This is a genomic window from Bradyrhizobium sp. OAE829 (genome assembly GCF_040546575.1).
Taxonomy (GTDB): domain Bacteria; phylum Pseudomonadota; class Alphaproteobacteria; order Rhizobiales; family Xanthobacteraceae; genus Bradyrhizobium.
The window spans coordinates 5,773,091-5,792,887 of the sequence record NZ_JBEPOE010000001.1 but is presented as its reverse complement, the minus strand read 5'-3'; the positions used below and the strand labels follow the sequence as shown (position 1 = coordinate 5,792,887).

General features: G+C 63.9%; 16 protein-coding genes. 12 read left to right on the top strand and 4 right to left on the bottom strand.

Features of this window, described 5'->3' with window-relative positions:
- Positions 1-46: 46 nt before the first annotated feature.
- The 4 genes from ABIE49_RS27730 to mdlC all read left to right on the top strand — a co-directional run bounded on the left by ABIE49_RS27730 (position 47) and on the right by mdlC (position 4,983).
- Positions 47-1,216, top strand: coding sequence for an acyl-CoA dehydrogenase family protein (locus ABIE49_RS27730; protein WP_192736598.1), 1,170 nt, complete (start codon positions 47-49; stop codon positions 1,214-1,216).
- Between the two features lie 9 nt (positions 1,217-1,225).
- Positions 1,226-2,353 (top strand): CaiB/BaiF CoA transferase family protein, encoded by a 1,128-nt coding sequence (locus ABIE49_RS27725; RefSeq protein ID WP_192736599.1) that lies wholly within the window; start codon positions 1,226-1,228, stop codon positions 2,351-2,353.
- Positions 2,350-3,204: an HTD2 family dehydratase gene (locus ABIE49_RS27720; protein ID WP_192736600.1), complete on the top strand. Its 855-nt coding sequence runs from the start codon at positions 2,350-2,352 to the stop codon at positions 3,202-3,204. Before ABIE49_RS27725 ends, ABIE49_RS27720 begins: the two co-directional genes overlap by 4 nt.
- A gap of 150 nt (positions 3,205-3,354) precedes the next feature.
- Positions 3,355-4,983 (top strand): benzoylformate decarboxylase, encoded by a 1,629-nt coding sequence (gene mdlC / locus ABIE49_RS27715; protein ID WP_192736601.1) that lies wholly within the window; start codon positions 3,355-3,357, stop codon positions 4,981-4,983.
- 98 nt (positions 4,984-5,081) lie between these two features.
- On the opposite strand, the gene ABIE49_RS27710 is transcribed toward mdlC, so the two are convergent.
- The gene (locus ABIE49_RS27710; RefSeq protein WP_192736602.1) at positions 5,082-5,876 is read right to left on the bottom strand and encodes an SDR family oxidoreductase; all 795 of its coding nucleotides are present in this window, start codon (positions 5,874-5,876) and stop codon (positions 5,082-5,084) included.
- A gap of 231 nt (positions 5,877-6,107) precedes the next feature.
- Here ABIE49_RS27710 and ABIE49_RS27705 point away from each other — a divergent pair, with 231 nt between their 5' ends.
- On the top strand, positions 6,108-7,571 hold the full coding sequence (locus ABIE49_RS27705; RefSeq protein WP_192736603.1) for a YcjX family GTP-binding protein: 1,464 nt from the start codon (positions 6,108-6,110) through the stop codon (positions 7,569-7,571).
- Entirely contained in the window at positions 7,568-8,599 is a 1,032-nt protein-coding gene (locus ABIE49_RS27700) for a YcjF family protein (RefSeq protein ID WP_192736604.1), read from the top strand. Before ABIE49_RS27705 ends, ABIE49_RS27700 begins: the two co-directional genes overlap by 4 nt.
- Here ABIE49_RS27700 and ABIE49_RS27695 read toward each other — a convergent pair.
- A complete protein-coding gene (locus tag ABIE49_RS27695; RefSeq protein ID WP_192736922.1) occupies positions 8,519-10,096 on the bottom strand; it encodes a glycosyltransferase family 39 protein in 1,578 nt (525 codons plus the stop codon). The two genes, ABIE49_RS27700 and ABIE49_RS27695, sit on opposite strands and share 81 nt — an antisense overlap.
- Before the next feature lie 214 nt (positions 10,097-10,310).
- Here ABIE49_RS27695 and ABIE49_RS27690 point away from each other — a divergent pair, with 214 nt between their 5' ends.
- The 4 genes from ABIE49_RS27690 (at position 10,311) to ABIE49_RS27675 (ending at position 13,897) form a co-directional block, all read left to right on the top strand.
- Positions 10,311-12,044 (top strand): adenylate/guanylate cyclase domain-containing protein, encoded by a 1,734-nt coding sequence (locus ABIE49_RS27690; RefSeq protein ID WP_192736605.1) that lies wholly within the window; start codon positions 10,311-10,313, stop codon positions 12,042-12,044.
- 340 nt (positions 12,045-12,384) lie between these two features.
- Complete coding sequence (locus ABIE49_RS27685; protein WP_192736606.1) at positions 12,385-12,630, top strand: hypothetical protein; 246 nt, start codon at positions 12,385-12,387, stop codon at positions 12,628-12,630.
- Positions 12,631-12,971: 341 nt separating this feature from the next.
- Positions 12,972-13,229, top strand: coding sequence for a hypothetical protein (locus ABIE49_RS27680; RefSeq protein ID WP_192736607.1), 258 nt, complete (start codon positions 12,972-12,974; stop codon positions 13,227-13,229).
- 467 nt (positions 13,230-13,696) lie between these two features.
- Entirely contained in the window at positions 13,697-13,897 is a 201-nt protein-coding gene (locus tag ABIE49_RS27675; protein ID WP_027539571.1) for a cold-shock protein, read from the top strand.
- Between the two features lie 137 nt (positions 13,898-14,034).
- Here the strand turns inward: ABIE49_RS27675 and ABIE49_RS27670 are convergent, their stop codons facing one another.
- Positions 14,035-14,685, bottom strand: coding sequence for a hypothetical protein (locus tag ABIE49_RS27670; protein ID WP_210337306.1), 651 nt, complete (start codon positions 14,683-14,685; stop codon positions 14,035-14,037).
- 141 nt (positions 14,686-14,826) lie between these two features.
- The gene (locus ABIE49_RS27665; protein WP_192736608.1) at positions 14,827-15,288 is read right to left on the bottom strand and encodes an Lrp/AsnC ligand binding domain-containing protein; all 462 of its coding nucleotides are present in this window, start codon (positions 15,286-15,288) and stop codon (positions 14,827-14,829) included.
- Positions 15,289-15,401: 113 nt separating this feature from the next.
- Between ABIE49_RS27665 and putA the strand changes: the two genes are divergently transcribed.
- A complete protein-coding gene (gene putA, locus ABIE49_RS27660; RefSeq protein ID WP_192736609.1) occupies positions 15,402-18,467 on the top strand; it encodes a bifunctional proline dehydrogenase/L-glutamate gamma-semialdehyde dehydrogenase PutA in 3,066 nt (1,021 codons plus the stop codon).
- Positions 18,468-18,579: 112 nt separating this feature from the next.
- Positions 18,580-19,785, top strand: a complete 1,206-nt coding sequence (locus ABIE49_RS27655) for a CaiB/BaiF CoA transferase family protein (protein WP_192736610.1) — start codon at positions 18,580-18,582, stop codon at positions 19,783-19,785.
- Positions 19,786-19,797: the final 12 nt, after the last annotated feature.

Here is a 19,797-nt window from a genome sequence, read left to right as displayed (position 1 = left end):
TTTCACAACTGCAAGCCCATCCCCAATCACAACGACGGCGCTTCAAATGACCGTACACGAACAACCCGACGAATTCGCCGACATCCGCAACGCAGTCGCAAAACTCTGCGCCCAATACCCCGGCGAATACTGGCGCAAGCTCGACCGCGAGATGAAATATCCGAGCGAGTTTGTCGATGCGCTGACGCAGGCCGGCTATCTGTCGGTGCTGATCCCCGAGGAATATAACGGCGCCGGGCTGAAACTGTCCGCGGCAGCCGCGATCCTCGAAGAAATCCAGCGCGCCGGCTGCAACGGCGGCGGATGCCACGCCCAGATGTACACCATGGGGACGCTGCTGCGGCACGGCAGCGACGAGCAGAAGGCAAAATGGCTGCCCAAGATCGCCAGCGGCGAATTGCGGCTGCAGGCGTTCGGCGTCACCGAGCCGACCAGCGGCACTGACACCTCCTCGCTGAAGACCTTTGCCAAACGCGACGGCGACAACGGCTACATCGTCAACGGCCAGAAGATCTGGACCAGCCGCGCCGAATATTCCGACCTGATGATCCTCTTGGCGCGCACCACGCCGAAGGAGGACGCCAAGAAGCGCACCGATGGCCTGTCGGTGTTCATCGTCGACATGCGCGAAGCGAAAGGCAACGGCCTCGAGATCCGCCCGATCCGCACCATGATGAACCACGCCACCACGGAAGTGTTCTTCACGGACATGCGGGTGCCGGCCGAAAACCTGATCGGCGAGGAAGGCAAGGGTTTCCGCTACATCCTGTCGGGCATGAACGCCGAACGCATCCTGATTGCCGCGGAATGCATCGGCGACGCCAAATGGTTCATCGCCAAAGCCACCGCCTATGCCAAGGAGCGCGTGGTGTTCGGCCGTCCGATCGGCCAGAACCAGGGCGTTCAGTTCCCGATCGCCAAGGCCTATGCGCAGATGCGCGCGGCCGAACTGATGGTAAAGGAAGCCACCCGCAAATACGAAGCCGGGCTCGATTGCGGCGCCGAAGCCAACATGGCCAAGATGCTGGCAGCCGACGCCTCCTGGGAAGCCGCCAATGCCTGCGTGCAAACCCATGGCGGTTTTGCGTTTGCCGAGGAATACGACGTCGAGCGCAAGTTCCGCGAGACGCGGCTCTATCAGGTGGCGCCGATCTCGACCAATCTCATCCTGTCGTTCGTGTCCGAGCACGTGCTCGGCATGCCCCGCTCCTACTGAGAACACATAATGCTGCCGCTTGAAGGATTGATCGTCGTCGCCGTCGAACAGGCGGTCGCTGCGCCGTTTTGCAGCTCGCGGCTGGCGGACGCCGGCGCCCATGTGATCAAGGTGGAACGCCCCGAGGGCGATTTTGCCCGCGGCTATGACGCCGCGGCGAAAGGACAGAGCAGCTATTTCGTCTGGCTCAACCGCGGCAAGAATTCCGTGGTCGTGGATCTCGCGACCAAGGACGGGCGCGCGGCGATGGAAGAACTGATCGCGAGCGCCGACGTGCTGTTGCAGAACCTCAAGCCTGGCTCGATGGACAAGCTCGGCTTCTCGCTGGAGCGTTTGCGCAAGGATTATCCGGCGCTGATCTGCTGCACCATATCAGGCTATGGCGATGACGGCCCCTATGCCGACCGCAAGGCCTATGATCTCCTCATCCAGGCCGAGAGCGGCCTCGCCTCGATCACCGGCGGACCGGAAGGCCCGTCCCGCGTCGGCATTTCAGTCGTCGATATCGCAACCGGCGCCACCGCCCATGCTTCGATCCTCGAAGCGCTCATTGCGCGGGGACGAACCGGCAAGGGCGCCGATATCCGGATCTCAATGTTCGACGTGATGGCCGACTGGATGGCAGTGCCTCTGATCAATTCGGAAGCCGGCAATCCGCCGAAGCGGATGGCGCTGGCGCATCCCTCGATCGCCCCCTATGGCGTTTTCCAGTCCAAGGACGGCAAGGGCATCCTGATCTCGATCCAGAGCGAGCGCGAGTGGAAGAAGCTATGCGCCGAGGTGCTGGACCAGCCCGATCTGCCCAATGATCCCCGCCTGGCCAACATGGTCGAGCGCGTCAAAAACCGCACTGTGACCGACAAGATCGTGGCCGACAGCTTTGCCACGATGGATCGCGTCGATCTGCTGAATCGGCTGGCGGACGCCGACATCGCCTTTGCCGAGGTCAACACCATGGCCGACCTTGCCGTACATCCCCATCTGCGCCGCATCGAGGTCGATACGCCAAAGGGTAAGGTCAGCTACGCCGCGCCGGCCGCGATCTTCGTCGGCGAGAACAGGCGTTACGGCGCGGTGCCCGCGATCGGCGAGCACGTCGAACTTCCCAAGGCTTCTGCACGGGCCAAATCGTCATGACGGAAAAACTCGACCTCGATCATTTGCGTAGCTGGATCGGCAAATCCACCGAAGCCTCCGACACCGTCACCGCGCAACTCGTGAAGGGTTTGCGCGCGACGCTGTTTCAGGAGATCGGCGAGCCGAAGAGCGGTGACGCCGCGCCCTGGACCACGCATTGGTGTCTGGCGCAGCCGGTGTTTCCGATGTCGATGCTCGGCCCGGACGGCCATCCGACCCGCGGCGGCTTCCTGCCACCGGTGCCGCTGCCGCGCCGGATGTGGGCCGGCGGCGAACTCGAATTCCTTGACGCGTTGCGCGTCGGCGATGAAGCCAAACGCACCTCGCGTATTGCCGACGTCACCATGAAGACCGGCAGCACCGGCGCGTTGTGTTTTGTCGCGGTCGAGCACACCATTACGACGCCGCGTGGCGTAGCCATCCGCGAGCGCCAGGACATCGTCTATCGCGATCTGTCGGGCACGGCGCCGGCCGCTCCTGCCAAGGCGCCTCCGCCGCCACCGGTCGCAAAGCACCGCGAAAGCCACATGGCCGACCCCGTGTTGCTGTTTCGTTACTCGGCGCTGACCTTCAACGGCCACCGCATCCATTACGACCGCGATTACGTCACCAAGGTCGAGGGCTATCCGGGCCTGGTGTTCCACGGCCCGCTGCAGGCCGCCCTGATCGTGGAGTTCGCCGCAAAACTGCATGGCGGCGCGGCGCCGAAGAAACTTGGCTATCGCGGCGTGCAGCCGCTGTTCGAAGGCAGCGAGTTCTCGGTCAATGCCAACGATACCGGCGCCGGCATGGAACTGTGGACCGCCAATTCGGACGGCCAGCCGACGATGAAGGGTACGGCCACGTGGTGAGTTGATTTGACGTCATTGCGAGCGTAAGCGAAGCAATCCATACCTCCATGCAGGAAGTATGGATTGCTTCGTCGCTTTGCTCCCTTGTGCAAACGCTTCGCGTTTGCCACAGGCAATGACGGAGTCTGCAGTTAGCTCTGGGAGTCACGGATGTCGTCCCGCAAGCCCACCAAGACCGAAGCCAAATCCACCACCGTCAAGGACGCCACCTTCAACCTGCTGCGCGCGTTCGGCGTCAAAAAAGTGTTCGGCAATCCGGGCTCGACCGAATTGCCGTTCCTCAGCGACTGGCCCGACGACATCGATTACGTGCTGGGCCTGCACGAAGCCTCCGTGGTCGGCATGGCCGACGGCTATGCGCAGGCCACCCGCAACGCCGGCTTCGTCAACCTGCATTCCGCCGCCGGCGTCGGCAATGCGCTCGGCAATATCTTCAACGCCTACCGCAACCAGACGCCGATCGTCATTACCGCCGGCCAGCAGGCGCGTTCGATCATGCCGCTGCTGCCGTTCCTGTTCGCCGAACGGGCGACGGAGTTTCCGCAGCCTTACGTGAAGTACAGCATCGAGCCGGCGCGGCCCGAGGACGTGCCGGCCGCGATCGCCCGCGCCTATTACGTCGCGATGCAGCCGCCGTGCGGACCGACCTTCGTCTCGGTGCCGGTCGACGACTGGACGCGCCCGACCCAGCCGGTCGAGGCGCGCCAGGTCAGCCGCGAGCTCGGGCCTGATCCGGCAGCAATGAAGGCGCTGGTGTCAGCGCTCGCCGAGAGCAAACGCCCTGCCCTCGTCGTCGGCCCAAGCATCGATCGCGCTGAGGCCGTCGACCTGATGGTGCGCGTGGCGGAGAAAGCCCGCGCCGCGGTGTGGGTCAGCCCGTTCTCGGCGCGCTGTTCGTTTCCAGAGAGGCATCCGCAATTCGCGGGCTTTTTGCATGCCTCGCCGGGACAGGTTTCCGACGCGCTGCGCGACCACGACCTCGTGGTCGTGATCGGCGCGCCTATTTTCACCTTCCATGTCGAAGGCCACGCCGCGATCTTCGATGGCGCCACCACGATCTTCCAGATCACCGACGATCCGACCGCGGCGGCGGTGACGCCATTTGGCACCAGCATCATTGCGACGATGAAGCCGGCGCTGGCGATGCTGCTTGAACTGCTGCCCGAGACCAAACGCGTGATCCCGGCGGGCCGCGCGCCGTTGCCCGCGCCCACGGCCGCCGATCCGATCCCGACCGAATTCCTGCTGGATGCGCTGTTCCACGCCATGCCCAAGGATGCCGCCCTCGTCGAGGAAGCGCCGTCGCACCGCCCGGCGATGCAGAAATTCATGCCGATGCGCGGTCAGGACAGTTTCTACACCATGGCGAGCGGCGGGCTCGGCTACAGCCTGCCCGCCGCGGTCGGAATCTCACTGGGACGTCCCGATGTGCGCACCGTCTGCCTGATCGGCGACGGCTCGGCGATGTATTCGATCCAGGCGCTGTGGACCGCGGCCCAGCGCAAGCTGCCGCTGACCGTGGTGGTGATCAACAATTCCGGCTACGGCGCGATGCGCTCGTTCAGCCAGGTCATGCAGGTCCGCAACGTGCCCGGCCTCGAACTGCCCGACATCGATTTCGTCAAGATCGCCGAAGGCATGGGCTGTCACGCGGTCCGCGTCAGCAAGGCATCGGAGCTCGGCGCTGCGCTGAAGCGCGGGCTGGCGCATGAGGGTGCCAGCCTGATCGAGGTGATGGTGGATTCGGCGGTGCCGCTGCTTTACACGAAGAAGGATTGACGCTCGCCGTCATTCCGGGGCGATGCGCAGCATCGAACCCGGAATCTCGAGATTCCGGGTCTGGTGCACCATCCCGGAATGACGGAGCAAGTGCTCCGTCACTTCCCGTACGCTTCCCGCATCTTGGCCTGGATCTTCGCCATGCCTGATATCCAGCGATCGTAATTCTCGGTCTTCTTGCGCATGTAACCGAGCACCTGCGGATGTGGCAGGATCGCAAAGGTTTCCTGCTCCAGCCCCGCGAGCACATCCTGCGCCACCTGTTCCGCCGACAGGTCGCCGTCGCCGGATTGCGGGCCCTTGGGAATCGACCTGAGCATCGCGGTATCGACGCCCTGCGGACACAGGATCGAAACCTTGATGCCGTCGGCCTTGTGTGAGATCGCGAGATTTTCCGCAAAGCCCACGGCCGCATGTTTGGTGGTCGAATAGGCCGGGCTGCCGACCTGCGACAGAAGTCCCGCCGCTGATATCGTGTTGAGGAAATAGCCGCCGCCGCGCGCCTTCATGCGCGGGATCAGGTGCCGCGCGGCATAGACATGCGCCATGACGTGAACGGCCCAGCTTCGCGACCAGGGCTCATCCGAAGTTCCGCCCGCATTGGTGGACAACGGATCGAAGCCGCCGCCGATGCCGGCATTGGAACAGAACAACGCGATCGGGCCGAACTGCTTTTCGGTCTCCTCGATGACGTGCAGGACATCCTTTTCCTTGCCGACATCGCATTTAAAGGCCGCGCCATTGATCGGCGTGGCGACGGTTCGCGCGCCGTCCGGATTGATGTCGGCAACCACGACCTTGGCCGCGCCCGCGCGGTGGAAGGCTTCACACAGCGCCCGGCCGATGCCGCTGGCGCCGCCGGTGACAACCACGACTTTTCCGGTCACCTGCATGGCCGTTCTCCCTTGATTACTGTTTTCAAACTGAACCCGGATCGGAAACGTAAGCCTCGCCCGGAAAATTGTCACGGAGCGATAAAACGTGCTCCCTGGATCGTCAATGCGCCGTCCGATCCCCCGGCCGCCGCCGCAACTGAAGCTTGATTTTGGCCCGCCAATCGCCACTTTTGCGGGTGATCGCCCGCCTATTGTCTCATTGCCCTCTGATCGAGCTCTCCACGACGCATGGCCCCCAGTTTTCAGGATATCGTCGAGGAAGCGCGGCTGTCGGCGCGGGCGTTGTTGGATTACGGCGACAGCTTCTTCCATCCGACGGTGCGGCTCGGCGTCACCGGCCTGTCGCGCGCCGGCAAGACCGTGTTCATCACGGCGCTGATCCACGGCCTCACCCGCGGCGGACGGTTTCCGGTGTTCGAAGCGTATGCGACCGGGCGCATCGCCCGCGCCCGGCTCGAGCCGCAGCCTGATGACGCGGTGCCGCGCTTCGATTACGAGAACCACGTCCGCACCCTGATCGAGGAGCGGCGCTGGCCGGCATCCACCGTCGACATCAGCGAGTTACGACTGGTGATGGACTATCAGCGCCAGAACGGCGCCGACCGCACGCTGACGCTGGATATCGTCGACTATCCCGGCGAGTGGCTGCTCGACCTGCCGCTGCTCAACAAGAGTTTCGAGCAATGGTCGGCCGAGAGCCTGGCCCTCTCGCGCGAAGGCCCGCGCGAAAAGCTCGCCGCGCCGTGGCACGAACATCTGGCAACGCTGACCGCCGAGGCCCGCGAGGACGAACCGGCGGCGCGCATGGCCGCCAAATTGTTCACGGACTATTTGCGCGCCTGCCGCGACGAGCGCTTCGCGATGAGCCTGCTGCCGCCAGGACGTTTCCTGATGCCGGGCAATCTTGCAGGCTCGCCGGCGCTGACCTTTGCGCCGCTCGACGTGCCCATCGACGGCACCGCGCCTGACGGTTCGCTGTGGGCGATGATGCGGCGACGTTACGAGGCCTACAAGGACGTCGTGGTGCGGCCGTTCTTCCGCGACCATTTCGCGCGGCTCGATCGCCAGATCGTGCTGGTCGACGCGCTCGCGGCGTTCAACGCCGGACCGGAGGCGCTGCACGACCTGGAAGCCGCGCTCGCCGGCATCCTCGATTGTTTCCGGATCGGCCGCAGCACGATCCTGAGCAATCTGTTCCGGCCGCGGATCGATCGCATTCTGTTTGCCGCGACCAAGGCCGATCATCTGCATCATTCCAGCCATGATCGGCTGGAGGCAATACTGCGGCGAGCGGTCGCCAAGGCGGCCGACCGCGCCGAGTACGCCGGCGCCGCCATCGACGTGGTGGCGCTTGCCGCGGTGCGCGCCACCCGCGAGGCGATGGTCGCGCGCGGCCGGGAAAAACTGCCCTCGCTGCTGGGTACACCGGCCTCAGGTGAAGTCGCCAATGGCGATACGTTCGACGGCGAGACCGAGGTCGCGACCTTTCCGGGTGACCTGCCCAGCGATCCCGAGGAGCTGTTCAAGGGCACGTTCCGCGGCCTCTCCAGCACGCCTTCCGAAAAGGCCGACTATCGCTTCCTGCGCTTCCGGCCGCCGCTGCTGCAGCGCGAAGGCGGCGAAGAACCCGCTTTGCCTCACATCCGCCTTGACCGCGCCCTCCAGTTCCTGATCGGAGACAAACTGCAATGAGCGAGAAGACGCCCCATCGGCGGCCGGCGACGTTCAAGCTCGACGATCCCGGCGTGATCGTGATGGATCCGGATGATGCCAGCCGTCCCGTCCGCGGCACGGTGCACATCACGCCGGAGCCCGACCCTGCGCAATTGCCGGTGCCGATCGACAGGCCGCTGGTCCCGGTCAGGCGCGGCTTCCGCTGGGGCACGCTGTTCTGGACCGCGACGGGTGGTCTGGTGCTGCTCGGCCTCGGGCTCGGCGTTGTCAACCTGATCGAGGATCTGTTCGCACGCAGCCAGACCATGGGTTACGTCGCGCTGACGTTTGCCGTCGCCGCCGCGCTGGCGCTGACGGTTGTGATCGCGCGCGAAGCCTTCGGGCTGGCGCGGCTTGCCGCCATCGAGAAGCTGCACCAGCGCGCCGCCGAAGTGTTGCGCAGCGACGATCGCGCCGCCAGCCGGGCCATCGTCAACGACTTGCTGAAGCTCGCGCATCAGAACCCGCAACTGGCGCGCGCCCGCGCCACGCTGGTGGGGCACGCCGACGACATCATCGACGGCGCCGACATGATCAAGCTGGCCGAGCGCGAATTGATGGCGCCGCTCGACGAGGAAGCTCGGCGGCTGGTCTCCACGGCAGCACAACGCGTCTCGGTCGTGACAGCGGTCAGCCCGCGCGCGCTGATCGACGTGCTGTTCGTGTTCGTCGCGGCGATGCGGCTGATCCGGCAGCTGGCGCGGCTCTATGGCGGCCGGCCAGGAACGCTCGGCATGCTCAGCCTGCTGCGCCACGTCATCGGCCATCTCGCTGTGACCGGCGGCATGGCGATCGGCGACAGCCTGGTGCAGCAGATGCTCGGCCACGGCATCGCGGCAAAGCTCTCGCAGCGGCTTGGCGAAGGCGTGCTCAACGGGCTGCTCACCGCCCGGCTCGGCCTCGCCGCCATCGACGTGACGCGGCCGCTACCCTTCACCGCGCTGCCGCGGCCCGCGCTCGGCGATCTCGCCAAGGATTTGTTGAGGAAGAAGGACGGCGAGGAGTGACATTCCCGGCTGCGCATTCCCAGCCAGCACGCGCCAGCGGAACAGCGGCGTGTCCGGCGGCGGCGAGAGTTCGGGCGTCCAGCCGGTCAGCTTCTCCAGCGCATAGGTATCCATCACCACGCCGCGCCAGCTGCGCTCGACCCGTTCGAGCGGCTGCCGTTTGGCTGACGTGAAATCCCAGATCGGCAGGCGGTTGTCCGGCTCGCGCGCGACGTAGAGGCCGGCGTGATCCCGGATGAGGTTCATGCCGGGATCGCGAAAGCCCTGAAACCTGCCGCGCTCGTTGATCTGGATGACCGGCACGCGGCCATTGAAATACCAGCGCAGCATCGCGTAGGTGCGATAGTCCGTCGTGGCGATCCAGGTCGCGCCGGTTTTTTGCAACTGATCCTGGGCGCGCGCCACCACCTGCTCATAGCCGGCCTCGCCGCCGACCGGATCGGCGCGGCCGATCAGGTTCCAGGGAACCGCGACATAATAGAAGAACACGCCGACGACGAAGGCGATGCCGGAGATCACCGCTACCCTCGCCCATTTGTTGGTGGATGTGATCATCGATTCCGGCCAGCCCTCGCGCGGCAGCAATGCAAGGTTGATGGCGGTGGCGGCAAATCCGGCCGGCCACAGGAACATCGGCCAGGTGTCGCCGACGCGCAATGTCAGCGACTTCCAGAAGAAGTAGCCGAACGGCACGATGACCGCGGTCGAGAGCAGGATCGCAACCGGCTCGCGATGGCGATAGCCGCGCCACGCCGTCAGCGCCACGCCCGACAGCACCACCGGCAACAGCACGAAGCCGACGAGGCCGAACTGCAGGCCGATATAATCGCCGACGGTGCGCAGCGACAATTGATGGGTCGCGACCGCGCGCACGAACTGGAACCGGAACGAGGCCCAGTCGTGCTGGTAATTCCAGATCAGCACCGGCGCGAACGTGATCAATGCAATCAGCGCTGCTGCCCACGGATAGGGACTGAGCAGCCAGCGCCGCCGCCAGTCCGGCACCAGCGCAAACGCCAGCATTGCGGGCAGCAGCATGATCGCGGTGAATTTCGACAGCATCGCCAGGCCGGCAAACAGCCCGGCGGCGAGCCACCAGCGCGCATTGCCGCTTTCATGGAGCCGGACCAGCGACCACAGCATCGCGACCGCGAGCGGGATCATCGCCGTATCGGGCGCCACCTTCGCCATCAGCAGCCCGTAATAAAGCGCGGCCTCCGGCATCAGGGCTGCGAACACCATAGCACGGAAATCATGCGTGACGCGGCGGACGATATCGATGAGCAAGAGCTGCGTGACCAGCATCGCCACGATGCCGCCGAATCGCACGCCGAGATTGGTGTCGCCGAAAATCGCAGTGCCGAACCGGATCAGCCAGGCGATCCCGGGCGGATGGTCGAGGAAGGCCAGCACGCTCTCCTTCGACCAGGTCCAGTAATAGGCCTCGTCGGTGCGCAGCTCGATGACCCCGGCATAGATCAGCCGCATCGCCGTCATCGCGGCGATCAGCGCCACCACGGCAAGCCATGGCCGGCCGGCGCTATCCGGTTTGTTGCTGTTGTCGGGGGCGTTCGTCACGGCGCTTTTTCTTCGACTCCCGCGGGGGTGTCAACGTTTCGCGGCGGAAAAGGTGATTACCGGGAACGCGTTGCGGGGTGTTCAGCAAGCGAATAAGGCAATATTGTCGCCGGCAGCTTCACTGATGGACCGCATGGCCTCCCTGTCCCCTAAGCAAATCACAGCCACCCTGCGCGGCACCAGCCTGCGGCAAATCCGTCTGGCCAGCGGCGTGGTGCTATTCGCTTATCTGGTCAGCCATTTCGTCAACCACGCGCTCGGCAATATCTCGATGGAGGCGCTGACCAGCGGCGTCTACTGGCACACGCTGTTCTGGCATTCCCTGCCGGTCACGCTGGTGTTCTATGCGGCCTGCCTCGTTCACACCGGGCTCGGCATCTGGGCGCTGTACGAGCGCCGGCAATTTCGCTGGAAAGCAATCGAGCCGCTGCAGCTTGTCCTCGGCCTCAGCATTCCCGCGATGATCATCACCCACGTGATCGGCGTGAGGCTCGGCTATTCGCTTTACGGCCTCGAAATACTCTATCCGCAGGTGTTCTTTGCCTACTGGATCTCATGGCCGCCGCTCAAAATGTGGATGCTGTTTGCTGTCCTGGTGATTTCCTGGACGCACGGCTGCATCGGTCTGTATTTGTGGCTGCGCATGAAGGCGTTCTTCAAGACCGCCGCGCCCTATCTGCTGGCCATCGCGGTGCTGATTCCGACGGTTGCCATGCTCGGCCTCTATCAGGGCGGACGCATCGTCGTCGACAGCGACAGCGTCGAATGGCGGGCGGAGAACCTCAAACCATCCCAGACGGGGACATCGGCTGAAAAGGCCGTGCTGAACGAAATCACGGACTATCTTCTGATCGGCTATTGGGGCCTGCTCGTTATTGTCCTGCTGGCAAAAGGCGCGCGTGCCATCCACGAGCGCCGCGGCGGCATGATCAACCTGTCCTATGGCAACGGCCGAACGATCCGGGTGCCCAAGGGCCTCAGCGTGCTCGAGGCCAGCCTGCGCCACAACGTGCCCCATGCCAGCGTGTGCGGCGGCCGCGCGCGCTGCTCCACCTGCCGTATCCGCATCATCGGCGACCACCACGACCTGCCCGAACCCTCGCAGCGCGAAGCCTTCGTGCTCAGCCGCGTCGGCACTTCGGATCCGTCGATCCGCCTCGCCTGTCAGTTGCGGCCGGCAAACGACCTATCCTTTTTCCAGCTCTTCCTGCCGCACACCATGTCGGCCGATGCGCCGTCGTCCAGTCCGACGAGGATCGGCCAGGAGCGTTATCTCGTCAGCATGTTCGTGGACATGCGCGGCTCGACCAAGCTTGCGGAAAAACGCCTGCCCTTCGACACCGTCTTCATCGTCAATCGATTCCTCGGCGCGGTATCGCAGGCGGTGATCGAAAGCGGCGGCCGGCCGAACCAGTTCGTCGGCGACGGCATGCTGGCACTGTTCGGGCTTGCCACGAACAGGCAGGAGGCCTGCCGGCAGGCGCTGCGGGCCGCCGCCATGATCGCCGCCAATGTCGACGAGGTGAACAGGTTTCTGGAACATGATCTGCGCGAACCGATCCGTTTCGGTATTGGCATCAATGGCGGCGAGGTGATCGTCGGCGACATCGGCTACCGCGACCACATGGTGTTCACCGCACTCGGCGACCCCGTCAATGTCGCCGCACGCCTGCAGGACATGACCAAGAGCCTTGCCTGCGAGGCGGTGATCTCGGACGAGGTTCGCGCCGCCGCAGGCCTGTCCGCCGACGCGCTGCCGCAACATGAAGTCGAGATCCGCGGCCGCAACGAGCCGATGATCGTGCGCAGCGTGTCGGATGCGAAGGAATTGTCGGCGCTGATCGACGAGAACGCCGCGGTGGCGTGATGCGGTGTAAGCCGATGTCGTAGGGTGGGCAAAGGCGCATTTGCGCCGTGCCCACCATTCTCTCGCACGAATGCCGTGAAGATGGTGGGCACGCGGAGCCTGTCATCGGGCGCGCATTCGCGCGACCCGTTGGCTTTGCCCACCCTACATTCCATTCGCGCCTCACCCTCCCTGAACAAGCATTCAGAAAATTCTGGTCAACCGAAGCCCAATTTTCTCGAACCCGCTTTTTGGCGGGTACGACTGATGGGCGATGGGTAATTAAAACCCAGGCTGAAACTGAAAGATCAACCCGCGCCAGGACAAGATGTCGAACGCGCACCATTGAAGGAGAAAGACCATGCGTAAAGTTGCTCTCGCTCTCGCCGCCGCCACTTCCCTCGGTGTTATGGCGCTGGCTCCCACCACCGCTTCGGCGTGGCATCACCACCACCATCACCACGGCCATCACCACCACGGTCACTGGGGCCACGGCCACGGCTTCCGCATCGGCATCATCGGTGGTGGTTATGACGGCTGCTACGTGACCCGCCGGGTGTTCACCCCGTACGGCGTTGTCCTGCGCACCGTCAACGTCTGCTACTAATCGAACCACTCGTTCGGTTCAGAAACCCCGGTCGCCCAGCGCGGCCGGGGTTTTCTGTTGCGGGTGGCAATGACGAAATTGGATGTCAGTCCTCGCGCAACGCTCCATTAACGACGTTGAATCCGGCGCAAACCGCGCCGCCTAGCCCATCTCGGCTTTCCGTTGTGTGATCTATTTCACATCTGAACAGCCATTCAGGTAGTTGTCCGCAATGTAATGCGGTTTTCTCGAACCGGCTTTCTCGCACGCACGACTGATGGGCGATGGGTAAGACTGAAACCTGAACGATCAACCCGCGCCAAGACAAGATGTCGATCGCGCTTCACTTCTGGAGAAAGACCATGCTTCGTAAAGTTACGCTTGCTATCGCTGCCGCCGCCACCCTCGGCACCATCGCAATGGCTCCGACCGCCGCTTCGGCGAAGCCGGTGCACTGGCCCGCCTTCCCGCATCACCACCACCATGGCCATCACCATCACCACCACGGCTTCGGCTTCAACGTCGGCTACATCGGTGGCGGTTACGACGGCTGCTACGTGAGCCGCCGCGTGTACACCCCGTACGGCGTTGTGTTCCGCACCGTCAACGTCTGCTACTAATCGAACCACAATTTCGGTTCAGAAACCCCGGTCGCCCAGCGCGACCGGGGTTTTCTGTTGTTGCAATGTAAATGTGAGAAGGAAGTGCAACCGGTGACGCCGTTCCGGAATCGTGGATTATCTCACGCGAACGACTGAAACGAGCGGCGGATGAAGGCGCGGATGCCCCCGCTCGCCGCGTCTATTGTGTGGTGACCCCCTCCCCCGCACGCCAGGCGAGGGAGTATTTCTGGTCAATCCCGCCATCCACGAGGCTCGCGCCGGCCACGATTTCGCCGCGTCAAATGAGCGCGAAACGGGCAAAACGGCGGAAATACGGTACGATATGGCGGATTTTTGCGGAATCCGTGGTGCCGTTTGCGCTACCCAGTCCGCCACAACCCGCGTATCCTGAAGTCTCGGGCATGCCCGGTATGTGCGGGGACCGGCGGCTCGGATATTTTTTTGATTCCGCGGAGACGACGTGAATGGCTAAAGGTACGGTGAAGTGGTTCAACCCGACCAAGGGTTATGGATTTATCCAGCCCAGCAACGGCGGCAAGGACGTTTTCGTTCACATTTCGGCAGTTGAGAAAGCTGGGCTTTCGACGCTTAACGAAGGGCAGACCGTTGAATACGAAGAGATTGCCAATCGCGGCAAGACTTCGGCCGAGAACCTCAAGGTTTAGCGCTACCGCGCGATCGGCAACGGCGCGCTCTCGGAACTAATCCGGGAGCCGGGCTTGAAAAAACTCTCAAAAAACTGTGAGCGTTCGGCGGAGCGAGCACCGTAGTTGCTCGTACTCTTTTTGGGCCGACCGGCCGCTCAATCTTCCTTTACCCATTTCTCGACCGGCATGACGTCCGGAGGCTGCAAATAGCCTCGCGGCCAGAGGTCGACGACCCATTCGGCCCTGGTTGCGCGGTCGACCAGCACGGCGGTGTTGTGCGGCGTCTGCAGAACCAGGGTATTGCCGCGATAGCGGGGATCACCGATCGCATGATGCTTCAGCAGCCCCCAATCCCGCAGCACCAATAACAGGCTGGTGGTGTTGCGGGTGGTGTCCCAGCAATCGTAATTGTGCTTGTCGTCGAAGTAGCGGAAATCCGCTTTCGCCACGCGCTTGTTAGTGCCGAGGATCGGTCCCATGCGGCGGTCGAACCACACCACGGCCTTCTGCACCGCCGCGCGTTCGGCCACGGCCGATGCACGGCCCGCAGCCATGATCTGCGTCAGCGCGGTGCGGTCTTGCGGCGTGAATTCCAGTATCTGGCGGCGCCGGCAGACGAAGCCGTAACAGACCGTCATCGAATTCGCCGACGGCGGATAGATCGACACCGACGTATAGAGGTCGGCGACCGCCGAACTCATTTCGGCCGCTTCGGAAGGCGCGCCTGATAACGCCGCCCCGACAACGCCGAGCACGCCCGCAAGCCGGGCAAACGTCTGGCGTAACGCTCGATCGGCGTCTCTCATGATCCCTGCATCCAAACCACGGCGGTGCCCGAGAATTAGCGTGTGCCTTTCACGCTGCCAAGTTGCAAAGACCGCCACCTGTGGAACAGGCCACGGCTATTTTTGGCGTGGTGCGTTTTAGACACGGTCGTTTCGTTTGCGCTACCCGACCGGCAACGGCGCGTCGCGCTTGACCTCTTCCATGACGGCGTAGGTCCGCGTTTCGCGCACCCCCGGCAGCGCCAGCAGGGTCTCGCCGAGAAAGCGCCGATAGGCCGTCATGTCGGCGAGGCGGGCTTTCACCAGATAATCGAAGCCGCCCGCCACCATGTGGCATTCCAGCACTTCGGGGGCCGATTGCACTGCTTCAGCGAAGCGCTCGAAGACATCGGGCGTGGTCTTGTCGAGCATCACCTCGACGAACACCAGCAAGCCTAACCCCAAAAGATGCGGATTGAGCCGGGCACCATAACCCTCGACAAAGCCATCGCGCTGCAGCCGCTTCAGGCGCTCGCCGATCGAAGTCGGCGACAGCCCGATCCGATCGGCCAGTTCGACATTCGCAATACGGCCATCCCCCTGAAGGATAGAGAGGATTTTGCGGTCAATCTTGTCAATTTCCATCGATTACCTGGTAAAAGTAGGTCTTCTCCGAGTTTTCTAAGGCAAAACAGCTAATTTGTCTATCGAACTGCGGTGAGAGCAGCGGTAAATTGGCTGAGACCGAGGGAATCACTATGCCGGACCGCCCACCGCCTCTCCCGCCTTTCAACGCGGCCTACGCGCCCGATGATTGGAAAATCGCCACCCGCCTGCTCGCCACCGCTAAACTGAGCGGCGAGCAGGAGGCGTGGATCGACCGCACGGCAACGCGCCTGATCGAAGCCGTCAGAGCCAATGACGATCCGCTCGGCGGTGTCGAGGACATGCTGCGCGAGTTCGCATTGTCGACCAAGGAAGGCCTCGCGCTGATGGTGCTCGCGGAAGCGCTGTTGCGCGTCCCGGATGCCCGCACCGCCGACCAGTTCATCGAGGACAAGCTCGGCCAGGGCGACTTCGTGCATCACGAGACCAAGTCCAGCGCCTTCCTGGTCAACGCCTCGGCGTGGGCGCTCGGCATGTCGGCGCGGGTGATCCAGCCCGGCGAGACGCCGCAGGGCACCATCGGCCGGCTGACCAAGCGGCTCGGCGCACCCGCCGTGCGCGCCGCGACACGCCAGGCGATGCGGCTGATGGGCAGCCATTTCGTACTCGGCGAGACCATCGAGGCCGCGCTGGCGCGGGCCGAAGCGCATGCATCGCGCCATCGGCGCTATTCCTTCGACATGCTCGGCGAAGGCGCGCGCACCGCCGCCGACGCCGCGCGCTATCTTGATTCCTATGCACGCGCGATCGATGCGATCGGGCGCGCCGCCAACAATCGTCCCTTGCCCGATCGGCCCGGCATTTCCGTCAAGCTCTCGGCGTTGCATCCGCGCTTCGAAGCGGTCAGCCATTCACGCGTGATCAGCGAACTCGTGCCGCGCCTGATCGATCTGGCACGGCAGGCCAAGACCTTCGATCTGAATTTCACCGTCGACGCCGAGGAAGCCGACCGGCTGGAATTGTCGCTCGACGTGATCGCGGCGGCGTTTGCCGATCCATCACTGGCTGGCTGGGACGGTTTCGGGCTGGCGATCCAGGCCTATCAAAAGCGTGCCCGTGAGGTGATCGACCATGTCGATGGTCTCGCGAAAAGCCTGAACCGCCGCATGATGGTGCGGCTGGTGAAAGGCGCCTATTGGGACACCGAGATCAAGCGTGCGCAGGAGCGCGGCCTCGACGGCTATCCCGTGTTCACCCGCAAGGCGATGACGGACCTGAACTACGTCGCCTGCGCGCAGCAATTGCTGGGCTTGCGGCCGCGGATCTTTCCGCAATTCGCGACCCACAACGCACTGACGGTGGCGACCCTCCTTGAACTCGCAAAGGACAAAAGCGGCTTCGAGTTCCAGCGCCTGCACGGCATGGGCGAGGCGCTCTATGCCCAGCTCAGCGAGGATCATCCCGACATCGCCTGCCGGACCTACGCACCGGTCGGCAGCCACCGCGATCTCCTCGCCTATCTGGTGCGGCGACTGCTCGAGAATGGCGCCAATTCGTCGTTTGTCGCGCTTGCGGCCGACGAGACGGTGCCGCTGGCCACGTTGCTGTGGCGTCCGATGGAAATCATTGGCGTCGCCGCCAAAGCCGCGCATCCGCACATCCGCCTGCCGGCCGACCTGTTTTCGCCACAACGGACAAACTCGCGTGGGCTGGAATTCGGTGAACGGGCGGCGCTGAACAAACTCATCGCGGATGTCGCTGCGGAAGTTGTGCCTGCAACTGGCAGCATCGCTGATGCGACGCCGGTCGAAGCCAACGCGGCGGTCTCGGCCGCGCGCGACGGTTTCAAGGGCTGGAGCCGAATGCCGGCCTGGACGCGCGCAAGCATTTTGGAAAAGGCCGCCTCGCTGCTGGAACAACGCACAGCACATTTCATCGCACTGCTGCAACGCGAGGGCGGCAAGACGCTGGACGACGCGCTGTCGGAGTTGCGCGAAGCCGTCGATTTCTGCCGCTATTATGCCGCGCAGGGACGCGCGCAGTTCATCGACGGCAAGGCCATGCCGGGTCCGACCGGTGAGAGCAACATACTCGCCTTGCGCGGCCGCGGCGTCTTCGTCGCGATCTCGCCGTGGAATTTTCCGCTCGCGATCTTCATCGGCCAGATCACGGCGGCGCTGATGGCAGGCAATGCCGTCGTCGCAAAGCCCGCCGAGCAGACGCCGCTGATCGCGGCCGAAGCGGTGCGGTTGTTGCATGAAGCCGGCGTCCCGCCCTCCGCATTGCATCTGGTGCAAGGCGACGGGCAGATCGGTGCGGCGCTGGTGGCGCATCCCGACATATCAGGCGTCGTTTTTACTGGCTCGACCGAGGTGGCACGATCAATCAACCGCACGCTCGCTGCCAAGGACGGTCCGATCGTACCGCTGATCGCGGAGACCGGCGGCATCAATGCGATGATCGTCGATGCCACCGCGTTGCCCGAACAGGTCGCCGATGACGTCGTCACCTCCGCGTTCCGTTCGGCCGGCCAGCGCTGCTCGGCGCTGCGGCTGTTGTTCCTCCAGGACGACGTCGCCGATCGCATGATCGAAATGATCGCCGGCGCCGCGCGCGAACTCCGGATTGGTGATCCCTCTGATCCTTCAACCCACATCGGGCCGGTGATCGATGCCGAGGCCAAGCAACGCCTGGATGCACATATCGCGCGCATGAAGCAGGAAGCGCGGGTGCACTTTGCGGGCACCGCGCCCGAGGGTAATTTCGTCGCGCCGCACATCTTTGAATTGTCCGATGCCGGACAACTCAAGGAAGAGGTGTTCGGCCCGGTGCTGCACCTGGTGCGCTACCGCGCCGACCGGCTTCGCCACGTGTTGCAATCGATCGAGCGTTCCGGCTACGGGCTGACGCTCGGCATCCATTCCCGGATCGACGATACCGTGGAGGACATCATCGACGCCGTTCAGGTCGGCAATATCTACGTCAACCGCAACATGATCGGCGCGGTCGTCGGCGTGCAACCGTTCGGCGGCCATGGCCTCTCCGGCACCGGCCCCAAGGCCGGCGGACCGCATTATCTGGCGCGGTTTGCCACCGAACAGACGGTGACCGTCAATACCGCCGCCGCCGGCGGCAACGCGGCGTTGCTGTCCGGGACCGAAGGCGCCGGTTGGCGAATTGGCCAGCCTTCGCCACGCTGGCGGGGGCAAGGCAGCTAAGCGAAAGTGCCGTTGCATCGTCCCCGCAACATGGGTCAAATGGCCGTTCATCGGCATTGATAATTCCAGTCACCGGAATAAGACCAACAAACGTCACGGGAGCGGCACGACAATGGAAAAAGGCATTTTTGACGGCCTCAAGGTTCTGGACTGCGCGAGTTTCATCGCAGCCCCCGCGGCCGCCACCGTGCTGTCCGATTTCGGCGCCGACGTAATCAAGATCGAGCCGCCGGTTACCGGCGATCCCTATCGCAATTTGCCGAATTTGCCGGGCTACCCGCACAGCGAACACAATTTCGCGTGGATGCTGGAAGCCCGCAACAAGAAGAGCCTGGCGCTCGACCTGACCAAGCCGGAAGCGCAGGCGGTGCTGTACAAACTGGTCGCCGAGGCCGACGTCTTCATCACCAACATGCCGCCGCAGGTCCGCACCAAGCTCGGCATCACCTGGGACCATCTGGCGCATCTCAACGACCGGCTGATCTATGCGTCGTTCACCGGCTATGGCGAAAAGGGCGAGGAAGCCAACAAGCCCGGCTTCGACTCGAACGCCTATTGGGCGCGCTCGGGGCTGATGGACCTGGTCCGCGCCGACGAGCACACCACGCCGGCGCGATCGATCGCCGGCATGGGCGATCACCCCTGCGCGATGGCGTTTTATGGCGCTATCGTGACTGCGCTGTTCAAGCGCGAAAAGACCGGCAAGGGTTCGCATGTCAGCTCGAACCTGATGGCCAACGGCGTTTGGGCAGCCTCGGTGCTGGCACAGGCCAAACTGGTCGGCGCCAAGTTCGGCGAGCGGCGCCCGCGCGAGCGCGCGCTGAACGCGGTGACCAACCATTACCAGTGCAAGGACGGCCGCTGGCTGATCCTGTCGCTGCTGAACGAGGATCGGCAATGGCCGACATTGGCGCGCTGCCTCGAGCGCGAGGACCTGGTGACCGACCCGCGCTTTGAAACCAAGAAGGAGCGCCACGCCCGCTCGCTGGAACTGATCAAGATTTTTGACGAAATCTTTGCCGGCAAAGACCTCGCCGAATGGCGCAAGATCCTCGACGGCAACGGGCTGGTGTTCGGCGTCGTCGGCATCCTCGACGACATTCCGGGCGACCAGCAGATGATCGATAACGAAGTGCTGGTGCCGTTCGAGAACGACACCATGATGACCATCAGCAGCCCGATCTGGGTCGACGGCAGCAAAAAGGTCCAGCCGCGCAAGCCGCCCGGCCTCGGCGAGCACAGCGACGAGATTTTGCGCAACGCCGGCTATGACGAGGCCGCGATCAAGAAGCTGCGTGCGTCCGGCGCGGTGGCGTGAGCCTGTGGAAAA

Coding starts and splice junctions, on each gene's coding strand:
- ABIE49_RS27670 (WP_210337306.1), bottom strand. CDS start 14,685: ATGAGAGACGCCGATCGAGCGTTACGCCAGACGTTTGCCCGGCTTGCG.
- ABIE49_RS27710 (WP_192736602.1), bottom strand. CDS start 5,876: ATGCAGGTGACCGGAAAAGTCGTGGTTGTCACCGGCGGCGCCAGCGGC.
- ABIE49_RS27655 (WP_192736610.1), top strand. CDS start 18,580: ATGGAAAAAGGCATTTTTGACGGCCTCAAGGTTCTGGACTGCGCGAGT.
- mdlC (WP_192736601.1), top strand. CDS start 3,355: ATGTCGTCCCGCAAGCCCACCAAGACCGAAGCCAAATCCACCACCGTC.
- ABIE49_RS27705 (WP_192736603.1), top strand. CDS start 6,108: ATGGCCCCCAGTTTTCAGGATATCGTCGAGGAAGCGCGGCTGTCGGCG.
- ABIE49_RS27700 (WP_192736604.1), top strand. CDS start 7,568: ATGAGCGAGAAGACGCCCCATCGGCGGCCGGCGACGTTCAAGCTCGAC.
- ABIE49_RS27725 (WP_192736599.1), top strand. CDS start 1,226: ATGCTGCCGCTTGAAGGATTGATCGTCGTCGCCGTCGAACAGGCGGTC.
- ABIE49_RS27665 (WP_192736608.1), bottom strand. CDS start 15,288: ATGGAAATTGACAAGATTGACCGCAAAATCCTCTCTATCCTTCAGGGG.
- ABIE49_RS27675 (WP_027539571.1), top strand. CDS start 13,697: ATGGCTAAAGGTACGGTGAAGTGGTTCAACCCGACCAAGGGTTATGGA.
- ABIE49_RS27730 (WP_192736598.1), top strand. CDS start 47: ATGACCGTACACGAACAACCCGACGAATTCGCCGACATCCGCAACGCA.
- putA (WP_192736609.1), top strand. CDS start 15,402: ATGCCGGACCGCCCACCGCCTCTCCCGCCTTTCAACGCGGCCTACGCG.
- ABIE49_RS27680 (WP_192736607.1), top strand. CDS start 12,972: ATGCTTCGTAAAGTTACGCTTGCTATCGCTGCCGCCGCCACCCTCGGC.
- ABIE49_RS27695 (WP_192736922.1), bottom strand. CDS start 10,096: ATGACGGCGATGCGGCTGATCTATGCCGGGGTCATCGAGCTGCGCACC.
- ABIE49_RS27690 (WP_192736605.1), top strand. CDS start 10,311: ATGGCCTCCCTGTCCCCTAAGCAAATCACAGCCACCCTGCGCGGCACC.
- ABIE49_RS27720 (WP_192736600.1), top strand. CDS start 2,350: ATGACGGAAAAACTCGACCTCGATCATTTGCGTAGCTGGATCGGCAAA.
- ABIE49_RS27685 (WP_192736606.1), top strand. CDS start 12,385: ATGCGTAAAGTTGCTCTCGCTCTCGCCGCCGCCACTTCCCTCGGTGTT.